Below are 17,786 nucleotides of genomic sequence, written 5' to 3' on the forward strand. Positions count from 1 at the left end.
CAGGATGCTGAAGTTCTCGATCCTCGGGGCACTGCAGATCCGTACCGTGTCCGGCCCGGCGGAGATCTCCGGCGATCTGCAGCGCGTTCTGGTGCAGACGCTGCTGGTCAGCGAGGGTCAGCCGGTGTCCGGGGAGAGCCTGGTCGAGGAGATGTGGGGCGACAGCGTCCCCGACAACCAGTCCAACGCCCTGCAGGCCCACGTCAGCAGGCTGCGCCGCAAACTGCGCGGCCTGGAGCCGGGCCGGTCCGGGCCCCGGGTGACCATCCACCCCTCCGGCTACCGGCTCGCCGTGGCCGACGGCGAGCTCGACGCCGCCGAGTTCGTCAGGACCGTACGGCAGGCCGAGTCGGCCGCACCGGGGGACGCGGAGCGCACCGCGCGGCTGCTCGGCGACGCCCTGGCCCTGTGGCGCGGCCCGGTCTTCGGCGGGTTCACCGGCGGGACGCTGTGCCAGCTCGCCGGCGCCCGCTACGAGGAGTACCGGATGCGCGCCATGGAACTGCGCTTCGACGCCGAACTGCGGCTCGGGCGGCACGCGGCGGTGCTCGCCGAGCTGACCGAGGCCCACACCAACCACCCGCTGCGCGAGCGCTTCTGCGAACAGCTGATGGTCGCCCTGTACTGCTCGGGCCGGCAGGCGGACGCCCTCGACGTCTTCCGCCGGATGCGCCGTCACCTCGACGACGAGCTCGGAATCCAGCCATCTCCGGCCCTGCGGCAGGTCGAAAGCGCCATTCTCTGCCACGACCCGGCCCTGACCGGCGATGCGCGTTCTCCTCTCCTCCAACTGGCCTGAAGATGGTTAGCCTTCGGCTCGGACCGAGACGCACCGCGAGTAACGCGAAGTTGCCTTCCGGCGTCGCTCGTTCGGGGTACAACCTAGGATTGTCCCGAACAACTCGGGCTGGGTCACGCGATGGGGCGGGGGGGACGGGTTCGTGGAGTCGGCGGCATCCGGTCGGCCTGTCGTGCGCTTCAACATCCTCGGCTCGTTGGAAGGCTGGCACGGCGAACGGCGGCTGCGACTCGGCAGCCCCACCCAGGAACGGGTGCTCGTCACGCTCCTGCTCGAATCCGGGCGCATGGTGCCGGTGCCGCGTCTGGTGGCCGCCGCCTGGGACGACGAGCCGCCGCAGACCGCGGGCCACCAGATCCGCAAGGCAGTCGCCGCGCTGCGCACCCGCATCCCCGGCGGCGCCTCGCTGATCGTCACCGACGGCGCCGGTTACCGGGCCGTCCTCGGCGACAACGAGCTGGACCTGGACGAGTTCGGCCGCCGTGCGGCCGAGGCCCGGCAGGCGGTGGCCGCCGGACGGCCCGCCGAGGCGGTCGGCCATCTGCGGGCCTGTCTGGACCTGTGGCGCGGCCCGGTGCTGTCCGGCGCGGGCGGCGCGGTGATCTCCGCGGCCTCCGCGGCGCTCGAGGAGCGCCACATGGCGGTCGCCGAGCAGTACTTCGAACTCCAGCTGGAACTCGGTGAATCGGGCCAGCTCATCGGTCCTCTACGCGAGTTGGTCAACGCCCACCCGCTGCGGGAGACCCTGCGCGGACGGCTGATGCTCGCCCTGTACCGGGCGGGCCGGCAGGCGGACGCCCTGGAGGAGTTCGGCCGGGTGCGCGAACTGCTCGTCGAGGAGCTGGGCATCGACCCGGGCGCCGAGCTGACCCGGCTGTACGAGGCCATCCTGCGCGACAGCCCCGAGGTGGCGCCCCGCGTCCCGCAGTCCGTGTCCGACCGCGCCGCCCTCCTCGTCCCCGCCCCGCTCGCCGAGCCCGACCGGTCCGAGCCCGCGCCCTGCACCCTGCCCTACGACCTGCCGGACTTCACCGGCCGGGACGAGGAACTGGACCGGTTGCTTGAGGTGGGCCGGGACCCCGCCGGGCAGGGCACCCGGATCGTCGGCGTGGACGGCATGGGCGGCAGCGGCAAGACCGCGCTCGCCGTGCACGCGGCCCACCTGCTCGCCGCGGACTACCCGGACGGTCAGCTCTTCGTCGATCTGCGCGGGTTCAGCCCGGGCGAGAAGGCCCAGGAACCGGGCGCCGTCCTGCACTCCCTGCTGCGCACCGTCGGCATCCCGGACGACCGGATCCCGGACGACCTGGAGCGCCGCACCCTCCTCTGGCGAACCGTTTCCGCCCAGCGCAAGATGCTGCTCCTGCTCGACAACGCCGCCGACGCCGCCCAGGTGCTGCCCCTGCTGCCCGCCTCCGAGGACTGCCTGGCCATCCTCACCAGCCGGGTCCGCATGCTCGAACTCGACGGCGCCGAATGGCTCTCCCTCGGCCTGCTCTCGGCCGACGACAGCACCACCCTGCTCACCCGCATGCTCGGCACCCAGCGCACCGCCGCCGAGCCCGACGCCGTCGCCGAACTGGCCCGGCTGTGCTGCGGCCTGCCGCTCGCCCTGCGCATCACCACCGCCCGGCTGCGCAACCGGCCCCGCTGGACCGTCCGGTACCTGGTCGACCGGCTCGCCGACGAGACCCGGCGGCTGCGCGAACTGAGCGCCGGCGAACGCAGCGTCGAGGCCACCCTCAGACTGTCGTACCAGGCGATGGAGGCGGACCGGCGCGTCGCGTTCCGGCTGCTCGGACTGCATCCGGGCAGCGCCATCGACGTCCACTCGGCCGCCGCGCTGCTCGGCACCGACGTCCACGACGCCGAGGACGTCCTGGAACACCTGCTCGACGCGCACCTGCTGGAGCAGCACGAGGCGGGCCTGTACGGCTTCCACGACCTGGTGCGCACGTACGCGATGAGCGTGCGGGAGGTGCAGGACGACGAGGAGGGCGCGGTCGAGCGGCTGGTCGTGTACTACATGCTCGCCACCGACCGCTCCTGCGACGTGCTCTTCCCCGGCCGCAACCGGTTCGGCGAGCCACCGGACGAGGGCACGCCCGAGCTGCCCCGGATCGAGGGCCGGGACCAGGCGCTGCGCTGGTTCGACCGGGAGCACGAGGCGCTGCTCGCGGTCGTCGCGCAGGCCGGCGCGCAGCGGCTGCACAGCACGGCCGCCCTGCTCGCCCGCAACGTGCTGTTCTACCTCCACCTGCGCGGCCACTACGAGGAGTTCCGGGTCGTCAACCGGATCGCGGTCACCGCCTGCCGGCAGCTCGACGACCCGGGGCTGCTGAGCCTGAGCCTGTCCAACCTGGCCGTGGCCCACTGGTGGCTCGGCGACTTCCAGGACGGCATCACGACCGCCCAGGAGGGTCTGGAGGTGGCCGCGGGCCACGACCGGCGCACCGAGGCGAGCTGCCTCGACGTGCTCGGCCTGCTGCACGGCGCGCTCGGCAACTTCGACGCGGCCCGCACCTACCTCGCCCAGGGCATCGCCCTGCACGGGGAGCTGGGCGCGGTCCGGATGGAGGCCCAGGCGCTGGCCAACCTCAGCACCGTGCAGACCTGGGCGGGGCACTACGCCGAGGGCGCCCGGTACGCGGCCCGGGCCACCGAACTGAACCGGCGCATCGGCGAGCGCGGCAACGAGATCCACTCGCTGACCTACCTGGCGCTGGCCCACCTCGGCACCGGGGAGGACGAGCGGGCGCGCGCCTGCCTCTCCCAGGCACTCGAACTGTGCGACGACTCCCGGCAGCCCGGGAACGTCGCCTTCGTGCTGGCGCACTGGGCCCGGATCTGCCAGCGCCTCGGCGAGCAGGACGCGGCCGCCGAGCACGCCGAGCGCGCCCTGGACCTGGTCTCCGCGGAGGGCACGGTGCTGCGCCAGGCGGCCGTGGTCAACGTGGTCGGTCTGGTCCACCTGCGCGGCGGCGCCCCCGCCCGGGCGATGGAACTCCACCGGCACGCCCATGAGCTGGCCTCCCGGCTCGGCTACCGCTTCGAGACGGCCCGCGCCCTGCACGGCATGGCCGAGGCGGCACAGGCCCTGGGCGACGAACCGACGGCGTCGCGCCACCAGTCGGCGGCGGACGAGCTGTACGACGCGATGGGGGTGACCCCGGAGGGCCGCCGCCTGTGACCCCGCGGTACCGCCGTCCGCGCGCCTGCCGCCTGCGGCGATACCGGTCCGGTCCCGGTGCGCGACGGCACCGACCGGGCGGGTGCCCGGCCGGTGCCGTCGACGTCGTGCGCGGGCCGTGCGAGCGGCCGCGGGATCAGGCGTGGATCATCGTGGGCTCCCGGTCGTCCGCCAGGAAGGACACGGAGTGCGCGTGGCTTCCCGTCGCTCCCGAGGTGATGTGCACCAGGGCGTCCTGCACACCGGTCGCCGGGACGGCCGCCGCGGTGCCGAGCGACAGGACACCTGCGCCGGCGAGCGCGGCCAGGACCGTCTTCGTACGCAGTGTGATGGTGCGCATAGGTGAACCCCCAGGTAGAGACGGATCGTGATCCGGTCGCCGGGCCTCTCCCCAGCGCCGTCACCGATGCTCTTGGGGGGCGATCCCCATGCCGTCCCCGCCGGTTCCCGGCCCGGGTCAGGCTCCCGGTACTCCTGGTTTCAACTGCTTCTGGGCCTCCTCGGGGCCGGGTTTCCGGGCGAACAGGAAGGCCTGTGCCACCTGCTCACCGAGGGATTCCGAGGGTTCGCGCACGGTCCGGGAGAGGATGCCGAAACCGGTATCGGTGAGCAGCTCCGCGACGTGCTCGGGGCGGCGCCGGTGGAAGTCCAGCACCACCGGGTGGCCCCAGGGCCGGTCGTGGCGGCGGGTGTGGTCCCCGGCCTGGAAGCCGAGCAGGAGGTGGCCTCCCGGCGCCAGCACCCGGTGGAACTCGGCGAAGAGCGCGGGCAACCGCTCGGCGGGGGTGTGGATGCTGGAGTACCAGGAGACGACCCCGGACAGCGCGCCGTCCGGGAGGTCGAGCTCCAGCATGGAGCCGAGCTCGAAGCGCAGCCCCGGGTTCTCCCGCCGGGCGATCGCGAGCATGGACTGCGACAGGTCGAGCCCGAACACGTCCAGGCCGAGCGCGGCGAGGCGCCCCGTCACCCGCCCCGGGCCGCAGCCGAGGTCGGCCACCCGGCCGCCGGGACCGACGAGTTCGGCGTACGTGGCGAGCAGGGCCGGCTCCAGGGGCCGGCCCGCGAACTCGTCCCGGAAGCGCTCGGCGTAGTCGTCGGCGACGGTGTCCCAGAAGACGCGGGTGGCGGCGATGAAGTCGTGGGCGGGCGGCCCGGAAGGAACGGGGCCGGAAGGGGCCTGGGCGTCAGTCATGGACAGCGACCGTAGTGGCCGGCTGTGACAGTGCGCGGTGGCGCCGGACGGCGAGGAAGGGAAACTCCGGCACCGGCGGTTGCGGGCGGTCGGGCACCCGGAGAATTCGCCGGGAATTCACCGGGACGACGGGCCGGAAAAGGCAGGAGCCCCGTCGCCGTACGGCGTGGGGCTCCTTGGGTACTGCACTCAGGTTCTGCGATCAGGCAGTGATCAGACGGGGGTGACGTTCTCCGCCTGCGGGCCCTTCGGGCCCTGCGTCACGTCGAAGCTCACCTGCTGGTTCTCCTCGAGGGAGCGGAAGCCGGTGGCGTTGATCGCGGAGTAGTGAACGAAGACGTCGGGGCCGCCGCCCTCCTGGGCGATGAAGCCAAAGCCCTTTTCGGCGTTGAACCACTTAACGGTTCCGGTAGCCATAAGCCCTCCTTGGGCTCAAAAGGGTTGCCCTGCTCCAGAACCTGCACGTGCGAAACGGTGCTGCACAACTGCATTCGTCTGAAAACGACGAGAGCCCGCGGTCACATGCTCCGCAGGCTCTGTACTGCAAGGGAAACCAAACTGCAACTTGCGGCGAGCCTAGCATGTGGGCAGCCGGATGCAATAGAGGTCAAGATCACTTCACCCGAATGTTTGAAACCCCGGGTGGGTGTGCTGACGGTGGGGTCGGTCTCAGCACGGTACAGGACGGGGTCTAGCCTCGCGATGTGGACAATTCTCGCACTCGGCCGCGCGTCGGCCACATCCAGTTCCTGAACTGCCTGCCCCTCTACTGGGGGCTCGCGAGAACCGGCACGCTCCTCGACTTCGAGCTCACGAAGGACACCCCGGAGAAGCTCAGCGAGCAGCTCGTGCGTGGCGACCTGGACATCGGTCCGGTCACCCTCGTGGAGTTCCTGCGCAACGCCGACGACCTCGTCGCCTTCCCGGACATCGCCGTCGGCTGCGACGGCGACGTGATGTCGTGCGTGATCGTCTCGCAGGTGCCCCTCGACCGGCTGGACGGCGCCAGGGTCGCCCTCGGCTCGACCTCCCGGACCTCGGTCCGGCTGGCCCAGCTCCTGCTGGCCGAGCGGTTCGGCGTGCGGCCCGACTACTACACCTGCCCGCCCGACCTGAGCCTGATGATGCAGGAGTCGGACGCCGCCGTCCTCATCGGCGACGCCGCCCTGCGCGCCAACCTGATCGACGGACCCCGCTACGGCCTCGAGGTGCACGACCTGGGCGCGCTGTGGAAGGAGTGGACCGGCCTGCCGTTCGTCTTCGCGGTCTGGGCGGCCCGGCGCGACTACGCGGAACGCGAGCCGTTCATCACCCGCAAGGTCCACGAGGCCTTCCTCGCCTCCCGCAACCTCTCCCTGGAGGAGGTCGGCAAGGTCGCCGAACAGGCCGCCCGCTGGGAGTCCTTCGACGAGGCCACCCTGGAGCAGTACTTCACCACCCTCGACTTCAGCTTCGGCGGACCGCAGCTGAAGGCGGTCGCGGAGTTCGCCCGCCGGGTCGGCCCCACGACCGGCTTCCCGGCGGACGTACGGGTGGACCTGCTTCAGCCGTGAACCCCGCGGCACTACGCTGCGGGCAGCAGTGAGGCGTTGCGCAAGGGCGTTACGGGGGAGAGGTGGACGCCATGCAGCCGCTCGGAGCCGACGAACCGGCCGCCGTCGGGCCCTACCGGCTGCTCGGCCGGCTCGGCTCCGGCGGCATGGGCCGGGTCTACCTGGGCCGCAGCGCGGGCGGCCGCACGGTCGCCGTGAAGATCGTGCACCCGCACTTCGCGCTCGACGAGGAGTTCCGGGCCCGCTTCCGGCGTGAGGTGGAGGCCGCCCGCCGGGTCGGCGGCGCCTGGACGGCGTCCGTCCTGGACGCCGACCCCGAGGCGGCCGTGCCCTGGGTCGCCACCGCCTACGCGGCCGGTCCCTCCCTCGCCGCGGCCGTCACCGAGGGCGGCGCGCTGCCCGCGCACACCGTACGGGCCCTGGGCGCCGGCCTCGCCGAGGCCCTGACGGCGGTGCACGAACTGGGCCTGGTCCACCGGGACGTGAAGCCCTCCAACGTGCTGCTGACCCTGGACGGCCCGCTCCTCATCGACTTCGGCATCGCGCGGGCCACCGCAGGCACGGCGTCCCTGACCGCGACCGGCGTCTCGGTCGGCTCGCCCGGCTACATGGCCCCCGAGCAGATCCTCGGCAAGGGCGTCACCGGCGCGGCCGACGTCTTCTCGCTCGGTGCGGTGCTGGCCTACGCGGCGACCGGCGAGCCCCCCTTCCCCGGCGACTCCTCGGCCGCGCTGCTCTACAAGGTGGTCCACGAGGAGCCGGAACTGGGCTCGCTGACCGGCGAGCTGCGCCAGGCGGCGGCCGCCTGCCTGGCGAAGGACCCGGCGGCCCGCCCGGCCCCCGCCGAACTGGCCCGTCGGCTCGCCCCCGAGGGCGCCGCCCGGCTGGTCACCGGCGGCTGGCTCCCGGGCCCCCTGGTGGAACAGGTCAGCCGCAGCGCCGTACACCTCCTCAACCTCGACACGACGGACCCGGCCCCTTCGGGCCCGATCCGTTTCAGCAGCCCCTCGATCAGCGGGACTTCCCCCACGGGGACACCGGCGGCGGGCGTGCCGGCGGCCCGCCCGGCCGACTTCCCGGGCGGCTCCCCGGCGGGCGGCTCCCCTGTGGGCGGGGCTGCGGGGGTGACGCCGCCGGGGGCGGTTGCTTCGGCGGGTGGGTTCGCGGGGGCCGGTTCTTCGGTGGGTGGGGTTGCGGGGGCTGAGCCTTCGGTGGGCGGTGCCTCGGGGGCGGGTGCTTCGGTGGGTGGGTTCGCGGGGGCCGGTTCTTCGGTGGGTGGGGTTGCGGGGGCTGAGCCTTCGGTGGGCGGTGCCTCGGGGGCGGGTGCTTCGGTGGGCGATGCCCCGGGCGCAGGTGCTCCGGTGGGTGGGTTCGCGGCGGCCGGGCCTTCGGTGGGCGGCGCCCCGGTGGCCGGTCCGCCCGGGGGCGAGTTCCCGGTGGCCGGCCTCTCCGACGGCGGGGCCGTGGTCCCCGGGTTCGCCAGGGGCGGCACCGCGGGCTCCGGGTTCGCCGGGGGCGGCTCGGCCGCAAAGAGTCCCTCGGTGCGCGGGCCCGCCGGGCCGGTGCCGGACGGCGGGTGGCCGGGAGGGGGCCCGGGCGGGTCCGGGGCGGCCGGCGGGGTGTTCGGGCCGGCTCCGTCGATGACGCCGCCGCCGGCCGGGTCTCCCGCCACGGGGGCGGGTCCCGCGGGCGGAGAGCCGACCGTGGTGCCCGGGCAGCGGGACGCGGTGGCCCCGCCCGGCAAGGTCACCGTCAGCGTCGCGGCCGCCTCGACGCCGGGGGAGAGCGGGCGCGGACGGCGGGTGAGCTGCACCGTCGCGCTGGCCGTGGCCGGCGCCCTGGCCGCGGTGACCGTGGGACTCGGGGCGCTGCTGCAGCCGTGGGCCCGAGGTGACCACGACTCGGCGGGCAGCGCGCCCCCCGCCCCCCACTCGTCGCGGCCGGCCGACGGTCGGACCCAGGAGCCGGGTGCCACCCAGGGCGCCCGGACGCCGTCCCCCAGCCGCAGCCGAGGCACAGGCACTTCGGGCGCCGTCCCCGCCCGCTACATCGGCACGTGGGAGGGCGAGGCCAGCGGGCTCGGCGGCAGCCTGCCCATGGGCACCTTCCGGCTCACCGTCCACCGGGCGGGACCGGGCCAGGAACTGGGCCGGCTCAAGCAGACCGACCAGCTCGGCGGCGTCTGCACCGACATCCTCACCCTGGGGAAGGTGACGGACACCGGTATCGAGGCGACCTCGACGGGCGCGCCGGGCAACCACGCGGGCTGCAACCCCACCCCCCACCCGGTGCGGTTGACGCCGGTGGGCGACGACCTGAAGTACGCCTCGGACAGCTCGGCCGAGGGCAATCCGGTCGCCCGCATGTCGAAGGTGGGCTGATCCGGCCCCATGAGCACCGCACTGACCAGCACCGCACTGACCGACTTGGCCGAGGCGAGCACCGGTGTGCTGGTCCTCGTCGCCGTGCTGTGGGGCGCGGCGGCGGGCGCTCTGCTCCCGCGGGCCGCCTACCGCTTCGCCGCCCCGGAGGAGGAGCCCTGGCGCGACCGGTGCCCGGCGGGCCACCCCGTCCACGGCTGGCTCGGCCGGACGGTGTGCCGGGAGTGCGGCCGGGCTCCGTGCCCGGCGACCCCCTCCGCGGCCCGGCTCGCCGTCGCCACCGCCGTGGTCTGCGCCGTGCTCGCCGTGGCCACCGGCACCCGGCCCGAGCTGGCCGTCTGGCTGCTGCTCACCCCGGTGTGGGTGCTGCTGGCCGCCGTCGACCTGCGGGTGCGGCGGCTGCCCGACCCGCTCACCCTGCCGCTCGCGGCCGCGGCGCTCGCCCTGCTCGGACTGGCCGCGCTGCTGCCCGAGCACGCCGGGCACTGGCCCACCGCGCTGTACGGCGCCCTCGCGCTCGGCGGCGGCTACTTCGTGCTGTGCCTCGTCAACCCGGCGGGCATGGGCTTCGGCGACGTGAAGCTGGCCCTGGGCGCGGGCGCCGTCCTCGGCTGGTACGGCTGGCCGACCCTCCTGCTCGGCACCTTCGCCGGTTTCGCGCTCGGCGCGCTCTACGGCGGCGCGCTGGTCCTCGCCCGGCGGGCGGGCCGCAAGACGGGGATCCCGTTCGGGCCGTTCCTCCTCGCGGGAACCGTCGCGGGCCTGCTGGTCGGCGCGTACGCGGCCTGACGGCGGGCGGACAAAGGGGCTGGCGTAGGCTGGTTCGGTCCGTCCACAACCCTTGACGAAAGGGACGCCCGGTGACCGAGAAGGCCGACCTCGCTTCCGTTGATGTCACAGCCGTACTCGACCGAGCGGCAGGGGGCGGACGCATCACGCCCGAGGAAGCGCTGGTCCTCTACCGCGACGCGCCCCTGCACGCGCTGGGCGCCGCCGCCGACGCCGTACGCCGCCGCAAGTACGCCGGCGTCGAGCACATCGCGACGTACATCATCGAGCGCAACATCAACTACACGAACGTGTGCGTCACGGCGTGCAAGTTCTGCGCGTTCTACGCGGCCCCCAAGGACACCGCCAAGGGCTGGACCCGCGACCTCGACGACATCCTGCGCCGCTGCGCCGAGACGGTCGAACTGGGCGGCACCCAGATCATGTTCCAGGGCGGCCACCACCCGGACTACGGCGTCGAGTACTACGAGTCGCACTTCAAGGCCATCAAGGACGCCTTCCCGCAGCTCGTGATCCACTCGCTGGGCGCCTCCGAGGTCGAGCACATGGCCCGGATCAGCGGCGTCTCGGTGGAAGAGGCCATCACCCGCATCCACGAGGCGGGCCTGGACTCCTTCGCCGGCGCCGGCGCCGAACTCCTCCCGGAGCGGCCGCGCAAGGCCATCGCCCCGCTGAAGGAGAGCGGCGAGCGCTGGCTGGAGATCATGGAGACCGCGCACCGGCTCGGCGTGGAGTCGACGTCCACCATGCTGATGGGCACGGGCGAGACGAACGCCGAGCGCATCGAGCACCTGCGCATGATCCGGGACGTGCAGGACCGCACGGGTGGCTTCCGCGCCTTCATCCCGTACACCTACCAGCCCGAGAACAACCACCTGAAGGGCCGCACCCAGGCGACCCTCTTCGAGTACCTGCGGATGATCGCGATCGCCCGCCTCTTCCTGGACAACGTCCAGCACATCCAGGGCTCGTGGCTGACCACCGGCAAGGAGGTCGGCCAGCTCTCCCTGCACTACGGCGCGGACGACCTCGGCTCGATCATGCTGGAGGAGAACGTGGTCTCCTCGGCCGGCGCCAGGCACCGCTCCAACCGGCTCGAGATCATCGACCTCATCCGCAAGGCCGGCCGCGTCCCGGCGCAGCGCGCCACGACCTACGAGCACCTCGTGGTGCACGACGACCCGGCGAACGACCCGGTCGACGACCGGGTGGTCTCCCACATCTCCTCCACGGCGATCGAGGGCGGCACCGCCCACCCCGAACTGAAGCTGCTGGCCTCCAACTAGAGCGAAGCGGACGTCCCGTGCTGACCCTTCACGTGGCCGAGCAGTCACCCGGGGCGGCGGTGCTGGCCGACGGCGCGTCCGTCGCCGCCGTCGGCCCGTTCCAGGAACTGGCCGACGGCCACCCCGGGGCCCGGGTGCGGCGCTGGCCCGGCATCCTGACCCCGGGCCTGCTGAACCCGTACGGCCCGGAGCTGCTGGAGGCCACCTACCACCCCGACCCGCGCGAGGCCGACGAGTTCGGCACCGAGCCCGTCGGCGGGGAGCGGGCGCGGGAGATCTTCCGCGCCGAGCCCGCGCGCCTCGGCGCGAGCGCGCGGCGCGGGGTGCAGCGGATGCTGGCGCACGGCACGGTGGCGGTGGCCGGGGAACTGCGGTCGCGGGCCGCGCTCGACGCGGTGCGCAGGGCGGGCCTCGCGGTGGGACGGCGGCCGGACCGGCTGCCCGGCCCGGCGGCGCTGTCCCCGGCACCGCTGATCCTGCTGCCCGGCCTGGTGCCGGGCGGTCCGGCCCGGTTCGCCGTGTTCGACGTCGGCGACCGCGCCGAACTGGTCCGGCGCGGCGCCGGGACCTGCGTGGCGACCGTGATCGGCGGGCGGCTGGTCTACCGCGCCCGCTGATCCGGGCTCAGCCCGACCGCGACGTGGCCGCGAGGAAGAAGCCGCGACCGGTCCCGTGAGACCGTGCTGCAACAATGGGCGGGTGACCCGCGCTTCCCTGAACAAGCAGCCGCACGAAGTCGCCTCGATGTTCGACGACGTGGCGGAACGGTACGACCTGACCAACGACGTGCTGTCGCTCGGCCAGGACCGGCGCTGGCGCAAGGAGGTGGCGAAGGCGGTCGACGCGCGTCCCGCGCAGAAGATCCTCGACCTCGCGGCCGGCACCGCGACCTCCTCGCTGCCCTTCGCGCAGGCGGGCGCGTACGTGGTGCCCTGCGACTTCTCCCTCGGGATGCTCCAGGTCGGCAAGAAGCGCAACACCTGGCTGCCGTTCACGGCGGGCGACGCGACGCGGCTGCCGTTCCGGGACGACACCTTCGACGCCGTCACCATCTCCTTCGGGCTGCGCAACGTGCAGGACACCGACGCGGCCCTGCGCGAGATGTACCGGGTGACCCGGCCCGGCGGCCGCGTGGTGATCTGCGAGTTCTCGCACCCGACCTGGGCGCCCTTCCGCACCGTCTACACCGAGTACCTGATGCGGGCGCTGCCGCCGGTCGCGCGCGCGGTGTCCTCGAACCCGGACGCGTACGTCTACCTCGCCGAGTCCATCCGGGCCTGGCCCGACCAGCCGGCCCTCGCCGAGCGGCTGCGCAAGGCGGGCTGGTCGAAGCCGGCCTGGCGCAACCTGACCGGCGGCGTGGTCGCGCTGCACCGGGCCTTCAAGGAGGGCTGAACCCCGCCGGGCCGTGGGCGGCGCGGCGGCGCGCTCAGCGGTTGATCATCTCGAAGGCGTCCCCGGGCTCGCCGAGTTCCCGCTGGACCCCTCCGGAGGGCGGCCGTGGGATGCGTGGCTCGCGCACGCCTCCGCCGCCCTCGCCCTCACCGAAGTCGAACCACACGTAGACCATCGAGTCCGGCGGCACCTCGGCGCCGGGCTGCGGATACTGGCGTACGACGTAGTCGACGACCGTGTGCGCGAAGTCGGGGCGGTCCGGCGCGTTGAGGAACAGGCCCCGCGCCCGGGCCGTTTCGCGCGCGTCCATGGCCATGAGGCCGACCAGACGAGGGACGCGCGTCTCAGGTGATTTGGGTGTTATACGCAAGATGTCACCCCCAGCGGTACTGGCAGGGTAACTCCGTGCCGGTGCCACCCGGAAGCTTCGGGTGGCTATCTGTAACACTTGGTCACTTTCCGTCACCAAAGCGGTGATCGCCGGTTCCGGTCACAGGTCGAGCCGGTAGCAGTGCCCCTCCCGCTCCGAGGCCGGGGTCGTGAACTGTTCCACGAGCCGCATGCCCAGCCGCCGGGTCACCGCGATGGAGCGGGTGTTGCGCGCGTCGACCATCGCCACCACGTGCGGCACCCCCGCCTCCCGCAGCCGGCCGAGGGTCTCCTCGGCCGCCGCCGAGGCGTACCCCAGGCCCCAGTGCGCCCGGCCGAGCCGCCAGCCGATCTCGATCTCGCCCGCCGGACCCCACGCGTGCGGCCACGGCTGCGCGCCGGTGAAGCCGACGACGTCCCCGGAGCCGTCCAGCACCGACCACAGGCAGAACCCGCGCTCCGCGTCGTGCCGGCGCTGGCGCGCGGTCAGCTCCTCGTACACCGAGAGCTCGGCCGCGCGGCCACCGTGGAACTCCATGACCTCGGGGTCCGCGAAGACCCGGTGCCAGGCGAACGCGTCCTCGTCGGTGGGCACACGCAGCCGTACTGCGGGGAGAGCTCGGTTCACTGGGCAGCCCTTCAGCCGGGTGATCAATTCTGCTGAATAGACTGCCCATGTCCAGTGCCGGTCGGCACGCAGATTTCAAACCTTGGGGAGATCCCGCCGTGACCGAGCCCCTCTCCGAAAACACCGCCGATGTGATCGTCGTCGGCGCGGGGCCAGCCGGCTCCACGACCGCGTACCACCTCGCCAAGGCCGGTCTCGACGTACTGCTGCTGGAGAAGACCGAGTTCCCGCGTGAGAAGGTCTGCGGCGACGGTCTCACCCCGCGCGCGGTCAAACAGCTCGTCGCCATGGGCATCGACATCTCCGAGGAGGCCGGCTGGCTGCGCAACAAGGGCCTGCGCATCATCGGCGGCGGCAGCCGTCTCCAGCTCGACTGGCCCGATCTGGCCTCCTTCCCGAACTACGGCCTCGTCCGCAAGCGCGACGACTTCGACGAGCAGCTCGCCCGCAACGCCCAGAAGGCCGGCGCCCGCCTGTACGAGCGCTGCAACGTCTCCGGCCCCGTCGTCGACGACCGCACCGGCCGCATCACCGGCGTGACCGCCAAGCTCGGCGAGGAGAAGCGCGAGGTCACCTTCCACGCGCCGCTCGTCGTCGCCGCCGACGGCAACTCCACCCGCCTGTCCCTCGCGATGGGCCTGCACCGCCGCGAGGACCGTCCGATGGGCGTCGCGGTCCGCACGTACTTCGAGAGCCCCCGGCACGAGGACGACTACCTGGAGTCCTGGCTGGAGCTGTGGGACCGGCGCGGCGCCCAGGACCGCCTGCTGCCCGGCTACGGCTGGATCTTCGGCATGGGCGACGGCACCTCCAACGTCGGCCTCGGCGTCCTCAACACCTCCGCCTCCTTCAAGGAGCTGGACTGGCGCGAGATCCTCAAGGCCTGGTGCGCCTCCATGCCCGAGGACTGGGGGTACACCCCCGAGAACATGACCGGCCCGATCCGCGGCGCCGCCCTGCCCATGGCCTTCAACCGCCAGCCGCACTACACCAAGGGCCTGCTGCTCGTCGGCGACGCCGGCGGCCTGGTGAACCCCTTCAACGGCGAGGGCATCGCCTACGCCATGGAGTCCGGCCAGCTCGCCGCCGACGTCGTCGTGCAGGCCCACGCGCGGGCGACGCCCGCCCAGCGGGAGATCGCGCTCCAGCGCTACCCGCGCGTCCTCAAGGACACCTACGGCGGCTACTACAGCCTCGGCCGCGCCTTCGTGAAGCTCATCGGCAACCCGAAGGTCATGCAGATCGCCGCCCAGCGCGGTCTCACCCACCCGATGCTGATGAAGTTCACCCTCAAGCTGCTGGCGAACCTCACCGACCCCACCGGCGGCGACGCCATGGACCGCATCATCAACGGCCTGAGCAGGGTGGCCCCGAAGGCCTGAGCCCTCGCGGGGGCCGTCGTGGGGGGCCTTCGCGGGTCCTGGGCCCGGCTCAGCCGCTCAGCTGCTCGGCCCTGGCGGCCCGGCGGGCGAACACCTCGTCCCGCCGGTCCGCCATCTGCCGCAACGCGTCCTTCTTCTCCCGTTTCGAGAGCCGGTCCAGGTAGATGTGGCCCTCGGTGTGGTCGGTCTCGTGGACCAGGCAGCGCGCGAAGTACCCCGTGCCCTCGATCAGCAGCGGGTTGCCGTCCCTGTCCTGCCCGCGCACCACGGCGCGTTCGGGCCGGGGCACGTCCATCACGGCACCCGGCACGGACAGGCACCCCTCGCCCTCGTCGATCAGCCGCCGCCCGGCCGAGGCGGCCTCCAGCACCGGATTGACGATATGCCCGACATGACGGACACCGTCGTCGTCGGGGCAGTCGTACACGAACAGCCGCAGATCCACCCCGACCTGATTGGCCGCCAGTCCCGCGCCCTCGGCGACGTACATGGTGAGGAACATGTCGTCGATGAGCGCGGCGAGGTCGGGCCCGAACTCGGTCACGTCCCGGCAGGGCCGGTGCAGGACCTCCTCGCCGACCTCGGTGATGCGGCGCACCGCGCCGCGCCCGGCCTCGGGGGCGTGGCGGGGGTAGTGGTCGGCGGGGGCGCCCTGTACGAACACACTGGGCATCGCTGTGTCTCCCTGCGTCGTGAGGATGTGCGTCTCATGACAACAGAACGGGCCCGGCCGTCACAGGGGCACGCCGGACACGCGGGACCCGCCGGAACCGGCCGGGAGGCGCCGGAACCGGCCGGGAGGCGCCGTACACGCCCTCCGGCGGGTACGCCGAAGGGCCGCTGCCCCCAAGCGGCTGCGGCCCTGCGTGCGTGAGACGGCGTCCCGGATGCTCAGAGCACCCGCACGGCGCCGGTCGGCGGGTCGTACGACAGCGGGTGCTCCCCGACGCCGCTGGACGGGTTCTGCGCGCCGACGAACATGCCGTCGCCCACGTACACCGCCACGTGGTACGCGCTGCCCGCGCTGCCCCAGTACAGGATGTCGCCCGGCTGCAGGTTGCTCAGCGAGACCTGGGTGCCGGCGGTCGACTGGTCCTGGGAGACGCGCGGCAGGCTGATGCCCACCTGCTTGAAGGCCGTCTGCACCAGACCGGAGCAGTCGTAGGCCGAGGGGCCGGTGGCGCCGGAGACGTACGCCTTGCCGATCTGCGCCTTCACGAAGTTCACGACGGCGGCGGCCGAACCGGTGGCCGTGGACGTGCTGGTGGAGGTGGAGGTCGAGACGTCGGCGCCCGCCGTGGTGGAGAGCGTCGTCCGCTCCGCGTTGCGCGAGGCGCGCGCCGCGGCGGCCTTCCGGGCGGCCTCCTGGGCCTTCTTCTTGGCTTCCGCCGCCTTCTGCTTCGCGTCCGCCAGGTCCGACTTGGCCTGCTTGGCGGCGTTTGCGGCGGCCGCGTCACGCTCGGCCTGCAGCTGGTAGTTGGCGGCGGCCTGCTGCGTGGCGTCAGCGGACTGGGCGACCTGGGCGGCCAGGTCGGCCGTCAGGGTGGGCAGTTCGAGGGTCTGCGTCACGGGCTCGGCGGCGTTCGCCGAGCCGGCCGCCCCGGCTACTGCCAGGGTGCCGAGAACGCCACCGGCAACTCCCGCCCGCATCGCGATGGTGGACGCGCTGCGGCGGGGCTTCCGGTGGCTGCGTATGTGAGCGGTGTGGGACATGGGAACAACCGGTACCAGGGGCTCCTTCATATCTTCAAGAAACGTGTGGTGCGCCACAGTTACTCAATCGAGGCCGGAAAACCCGGGCGCGTCACTCTTTATTGACGCCGTAACGGACATTGCGGACCCACACGATCAAGCCCTTGATCACGGTCTTTGATCATTAAGTCCGAATTGCGGCGCGCCTACCATCGGTTGGGGTGGATGGCCAAGCCCCGTTCTCAGACGACTCTCATGGATGTGGCGGAGGTCACGGAACGGATGCCCGGAGGGCGGCGTCTCGCGCGCCCGGCAGTTCGTGAACGCGTGCACGCGTCCGCACCCCGTCCACATCGCGCCCCGGACCTCCCCCTGACGTGTGAACGCGGCTCTCTATCAGGGGGCACCGTCCAACGCCAATTTGCATGCAGCGGAACTCTCTTGATATGGAGACGCCCCTTCTGGCCTGCGATGACGAGCGAAAATGTCACTTCTGGTGATCAGCTGAACGCTTCGCGTGCGAAGATCACCCATCATCCGACTTCATGATCCTTCGTCAGGTGGTGGAGATCACAAAGCTTGTGTAATACCCCGTGTCGCAGATCACAGAGCGGCAGGCATAAGATGCGAGGCAGTTGGGCTTGTGACCTGCTTCACATGTTCTCGATCTTCGCTCGCGACGGGCGTGGCGCGAGGGACCGGTGGGACGGACGTGAGCCCAGTGCAACCGCCAGCAGTCAGCGCCGACTGAGAGGAGCGAGGAGCGGTGAACGCGTATGCGCCCATCCTCGTACTGGGAGCCCTCGGGGCAGGCTTTGCGATCTTCTCCGTGGTCATGGCCACGCTGATCGGTCCGAAGCGGTACAACCGGGCCAAACTCGAGGCCTACGAGTGCGGCATCGAGCCGACCCCCACGCCGGCCGGCGGCGGGCGCTTCCCCATCAAGTACTACCTGACGGCGATGCTCTTCATCGTCTTCGACATCGAGATCGTCTTCCTCTACCCCTGGGCCGTCACCTTCGACGCCCTGGGTGTTTTCGGGCTCGTGGAGATGCTGCTCTTCGTGCTCACCGTCTTCGTCGCGTACGCGTACGTATGGCGGCGCGGCGGCCTGGAATGGGACTGAGGGG

16 protein-coding genes and 1 pseudogene are annotated in these 17,786 nt (G+C 72.5%); 10 read left to right on the plus strand and 7 right to left on the minus strand.

Going from position 1 to position 17,786, the window contains the following annotated elements:
• The first annotated feature begins 4 nt into the window (after window positions 1-4).
• Window positions 5-799 carry an AfsR/SARP family transcriptional regulator gene (locus B446_RS21510; RefSeq protein WP_020941549.1) on the plus strand — a complete coding sequence of 265 codons (795 nt, stop codon included), beginning with the start codon at window positions 5-7 and terminating at the stop codon, window positions 797-799.
• 172 nt (window positions 800-971) lie between these two features.
• A complete protein-coding gene (locus B446_RS21515) occupies window positions 972-3,989 on the plus strand; it encodes an AfsR/SARP family transcriptional regulator (RefSeq protein ID WP_020941550.1) in 3,018 nt (1,005 codons plus the stop codon).
• Window positions 3,990-4,125: 136 nt separating this feature from the next.
• Here B446_RS21515 and B446_RS21520 read toward each other — a convergent pair whose 3' ends face one another.
• The 3 genes from B446_RS21520 to B446_RS21530 all read right to left on the minus strand — a co-directional run bounded on the left by B446_RS21520 (window position 4,126) and on the right by B446_RS21530 (window position 5,598).
• Window positions 4,126-4,329: a hypothetical protein gene (locus tag B446_RS21520; protein WP_020941551.1), complete on the minus strand. Its 204-nt coding sequence runs from the start codon at window positions 4,327-4,329 to the stop codon at window positions 4,126-4,128.
• A 117-nt stretch (window positions 4,330-4,446) separates the two neighbouring features.
• Window positions 4,447-5,181: a class I SAM-dependent methyltransferase gene (locus B446_RS21525; protein WP_020941552.1), complete on the minus strand. Its 735-nt coding sequence runs from the start codon at window positions 5,179-5,181 to the stop codon at window positions 4,447-4,449.
• Between the two features lie 213 nt (window positions 5,182-5,394).
• The gene (locus B446_RS21530) at window positions 5,395-5,598 is read right to left on the minus strand and encodes a cold-shock protein (protein ID WP_004984723.1); all 204 of its coding nucleotides are present in this window, start codon (window positions 5,596-5,598) and stop codon (window positions 5,395-5,397) included.
• A 287-nt stretch (window positions 5,599-5,885) separates the two neighbouring features.
• Here B446_RS21530 and B446_RS21535 point away from each other — a divergent pair, with 287 nt between their 5' ends.
• From B446_RS21535 to B446_RS21560, 6 genes and pseudogenes are all read left to right on the plus strand, one after another.
• On the plus strand, window positions 5,886-6,734 hold the full coding sequence (locus tag B446_RS21535) for a menaquinone biosynthetic enzyme MqnA/MqnD family protein (protein ID WP_020941553.1): 849 nt from the start codon (window positions 5,886-5,888) through the stop codon (window positions 6,732-6,734).
• Between the two features lie 71 nt (window positions 6,735-6,805).
• Window positions 6,806-7,745: pseudogene (locus B446_RS41165) on the plus strand (serine/threonine-protein kinase); the annotation flags it as partial.
• Between the two features lie 1,379 nt (window positions 7,746-9,124).
• Window positions 9,125-9,904: a prepilin peptidase gene (locus B446_RS21545; RefSeq protein WP_020941555.1), complete on the plus strand. Its 780-nt coding sequence runs from the start codon at window positions 9,125-9,127 to the stop codon at window positions 9,902-9,904.
• A 71-nt stretch (window positions 9,905-9,975) separates the two neighbouring features.
• Window positions 9,976-11,190: a cyclic dehypoxanthinyl futalosine synthase gene (mqnC, locus tag B446_RS21550; protein ID WP_020941556.1), complete on the plus strand. Its 1,215-nt coding sequence runs from the start codon at window positions 9,976-9,978 to the stop codon at window positions 11,188-11,190.
• Between the two features lie 17 nt (window positions 11,191-11,207).
• Window positions 11,208-11,807, plus strand: coding sequence for a hypothetical protein (locus tag B446_RS21555; protein WP_020941557.1), 600 nt, complete (start codon window positions 11,208-11,210; stop codon window positions 11,805-11,807).
• Between the two features lie 82 nt (window positions 11,808-11,889).
• Window positions 11,890-12,585 carry a demethylmenaquinone methyltransferase gene (locus B446_RS21560; RefSeq protein ID WP_020941558.1) on the plus strand — a complete coding sequence of 232 codons (696 nt, stop codon included), beginning with the start codon at window positions 11,890-11,892 and terminating at the stop codon, window positions 12,583-12,585.
• A 34-nt stretch (window positions 12,586-12,619) separates the two neighbouring features.
• Here the strand turns inward: B446_RS21560 and B446_RS21565 are convergent, their stop codons facing one another.
• Window positions 12,620-12,955, minus strand: a complete 336-nt coding sequence (locus B446_RS21565; protein WP_078614771.1) for a PASTA domain-containing protein — start codon at window positions 12,953-12,955, stop codon at window positions 12,620-12,622.
• A 120-nt stretch (window positions 12,956-13,075) separates the two neighbouring features.
• Entirely contained in the window at window positions 13,076-13,582 is a 507-nt protein-coding gene (locus B446_RS21570; RefSeq protein WP_043476203.1) for a GNAT family N-acetyltransferase, read from the minus strand.
• A gap of 47 nt (window positions 13,583-13,629) precedes the next feature.
• Here B446_RS21570 and B446_RS21575 point away from each other — a divergent pair, with 47 nt between their 5' ends.
• The gene (locus B446_RS21575) at window positions 13,630-14,964 is read left to right on the plus strand and encodes a geranylgeranyl reductase family protein (RefSeq protein WP_052352171.1); all 1,335 of its coding nucleotides are present in this window, start codon (window positions 13,630-13,632) and stop codon (window positions 14,962-14,964) included.
• 49 nt (window positions 14,965-15,013) lie between these two features.
• On the opposite strand, the gene def is transcribed toward B446_RS21575, so the two are convergent.
• Window positions 15,014-15,637 (minus strand): peptide deformylase, encoded by a 624-nt coding sequence (gene def / locus B446_RS21580; RefSeq protein WP_020941562.1) that lies wholly within the window; start codon window positions 15,635-15,637, stop codon window positions 15,014-15,016.
• Between the two features lie 218 nt (window positions 15,638-15,855).
• Window positions 15,856-16,677, minus strand: a complete 822-nt coding sequence (locus tag B446_RS21585; protein WP_020941563.1) for a C40 family peptidase — start codon at window positions 16,675-16,677, stop codon at window positions 15,856-15,858.
• A 745-nt stretch (window positions 16,678-17,422) separates the two neighbouring features.
• Here B446_RS21585 and B446_RS21590 point away from each other — a divergent pair.
• The gene (locus B446_RS21590; protein ID WP_007383963.1) at window positions 17,423-17,782 is read left to right on the plus strand and encodes an NADH-quinone oxidoreductase subunit A; all 360 of its coding nucleotides are present in this window, start codon (window positions 17,423-17,425) and stop codon (window positions 17,780-17,782) included.
• The last annotated feature ends 4 nt before the right edge of the window (window positions 17,783-17,786 follow it).

The sequence above is a fragment of the Streptomyces collinus Tu 365 genome, from assembly GCF_000444875.1.
GTDB lineage: Bacteria > Actinomycetota > Actinomycetes > Streptomycetales > Streptomycetaceae > Streptomyces > Streptomyces collinus_A.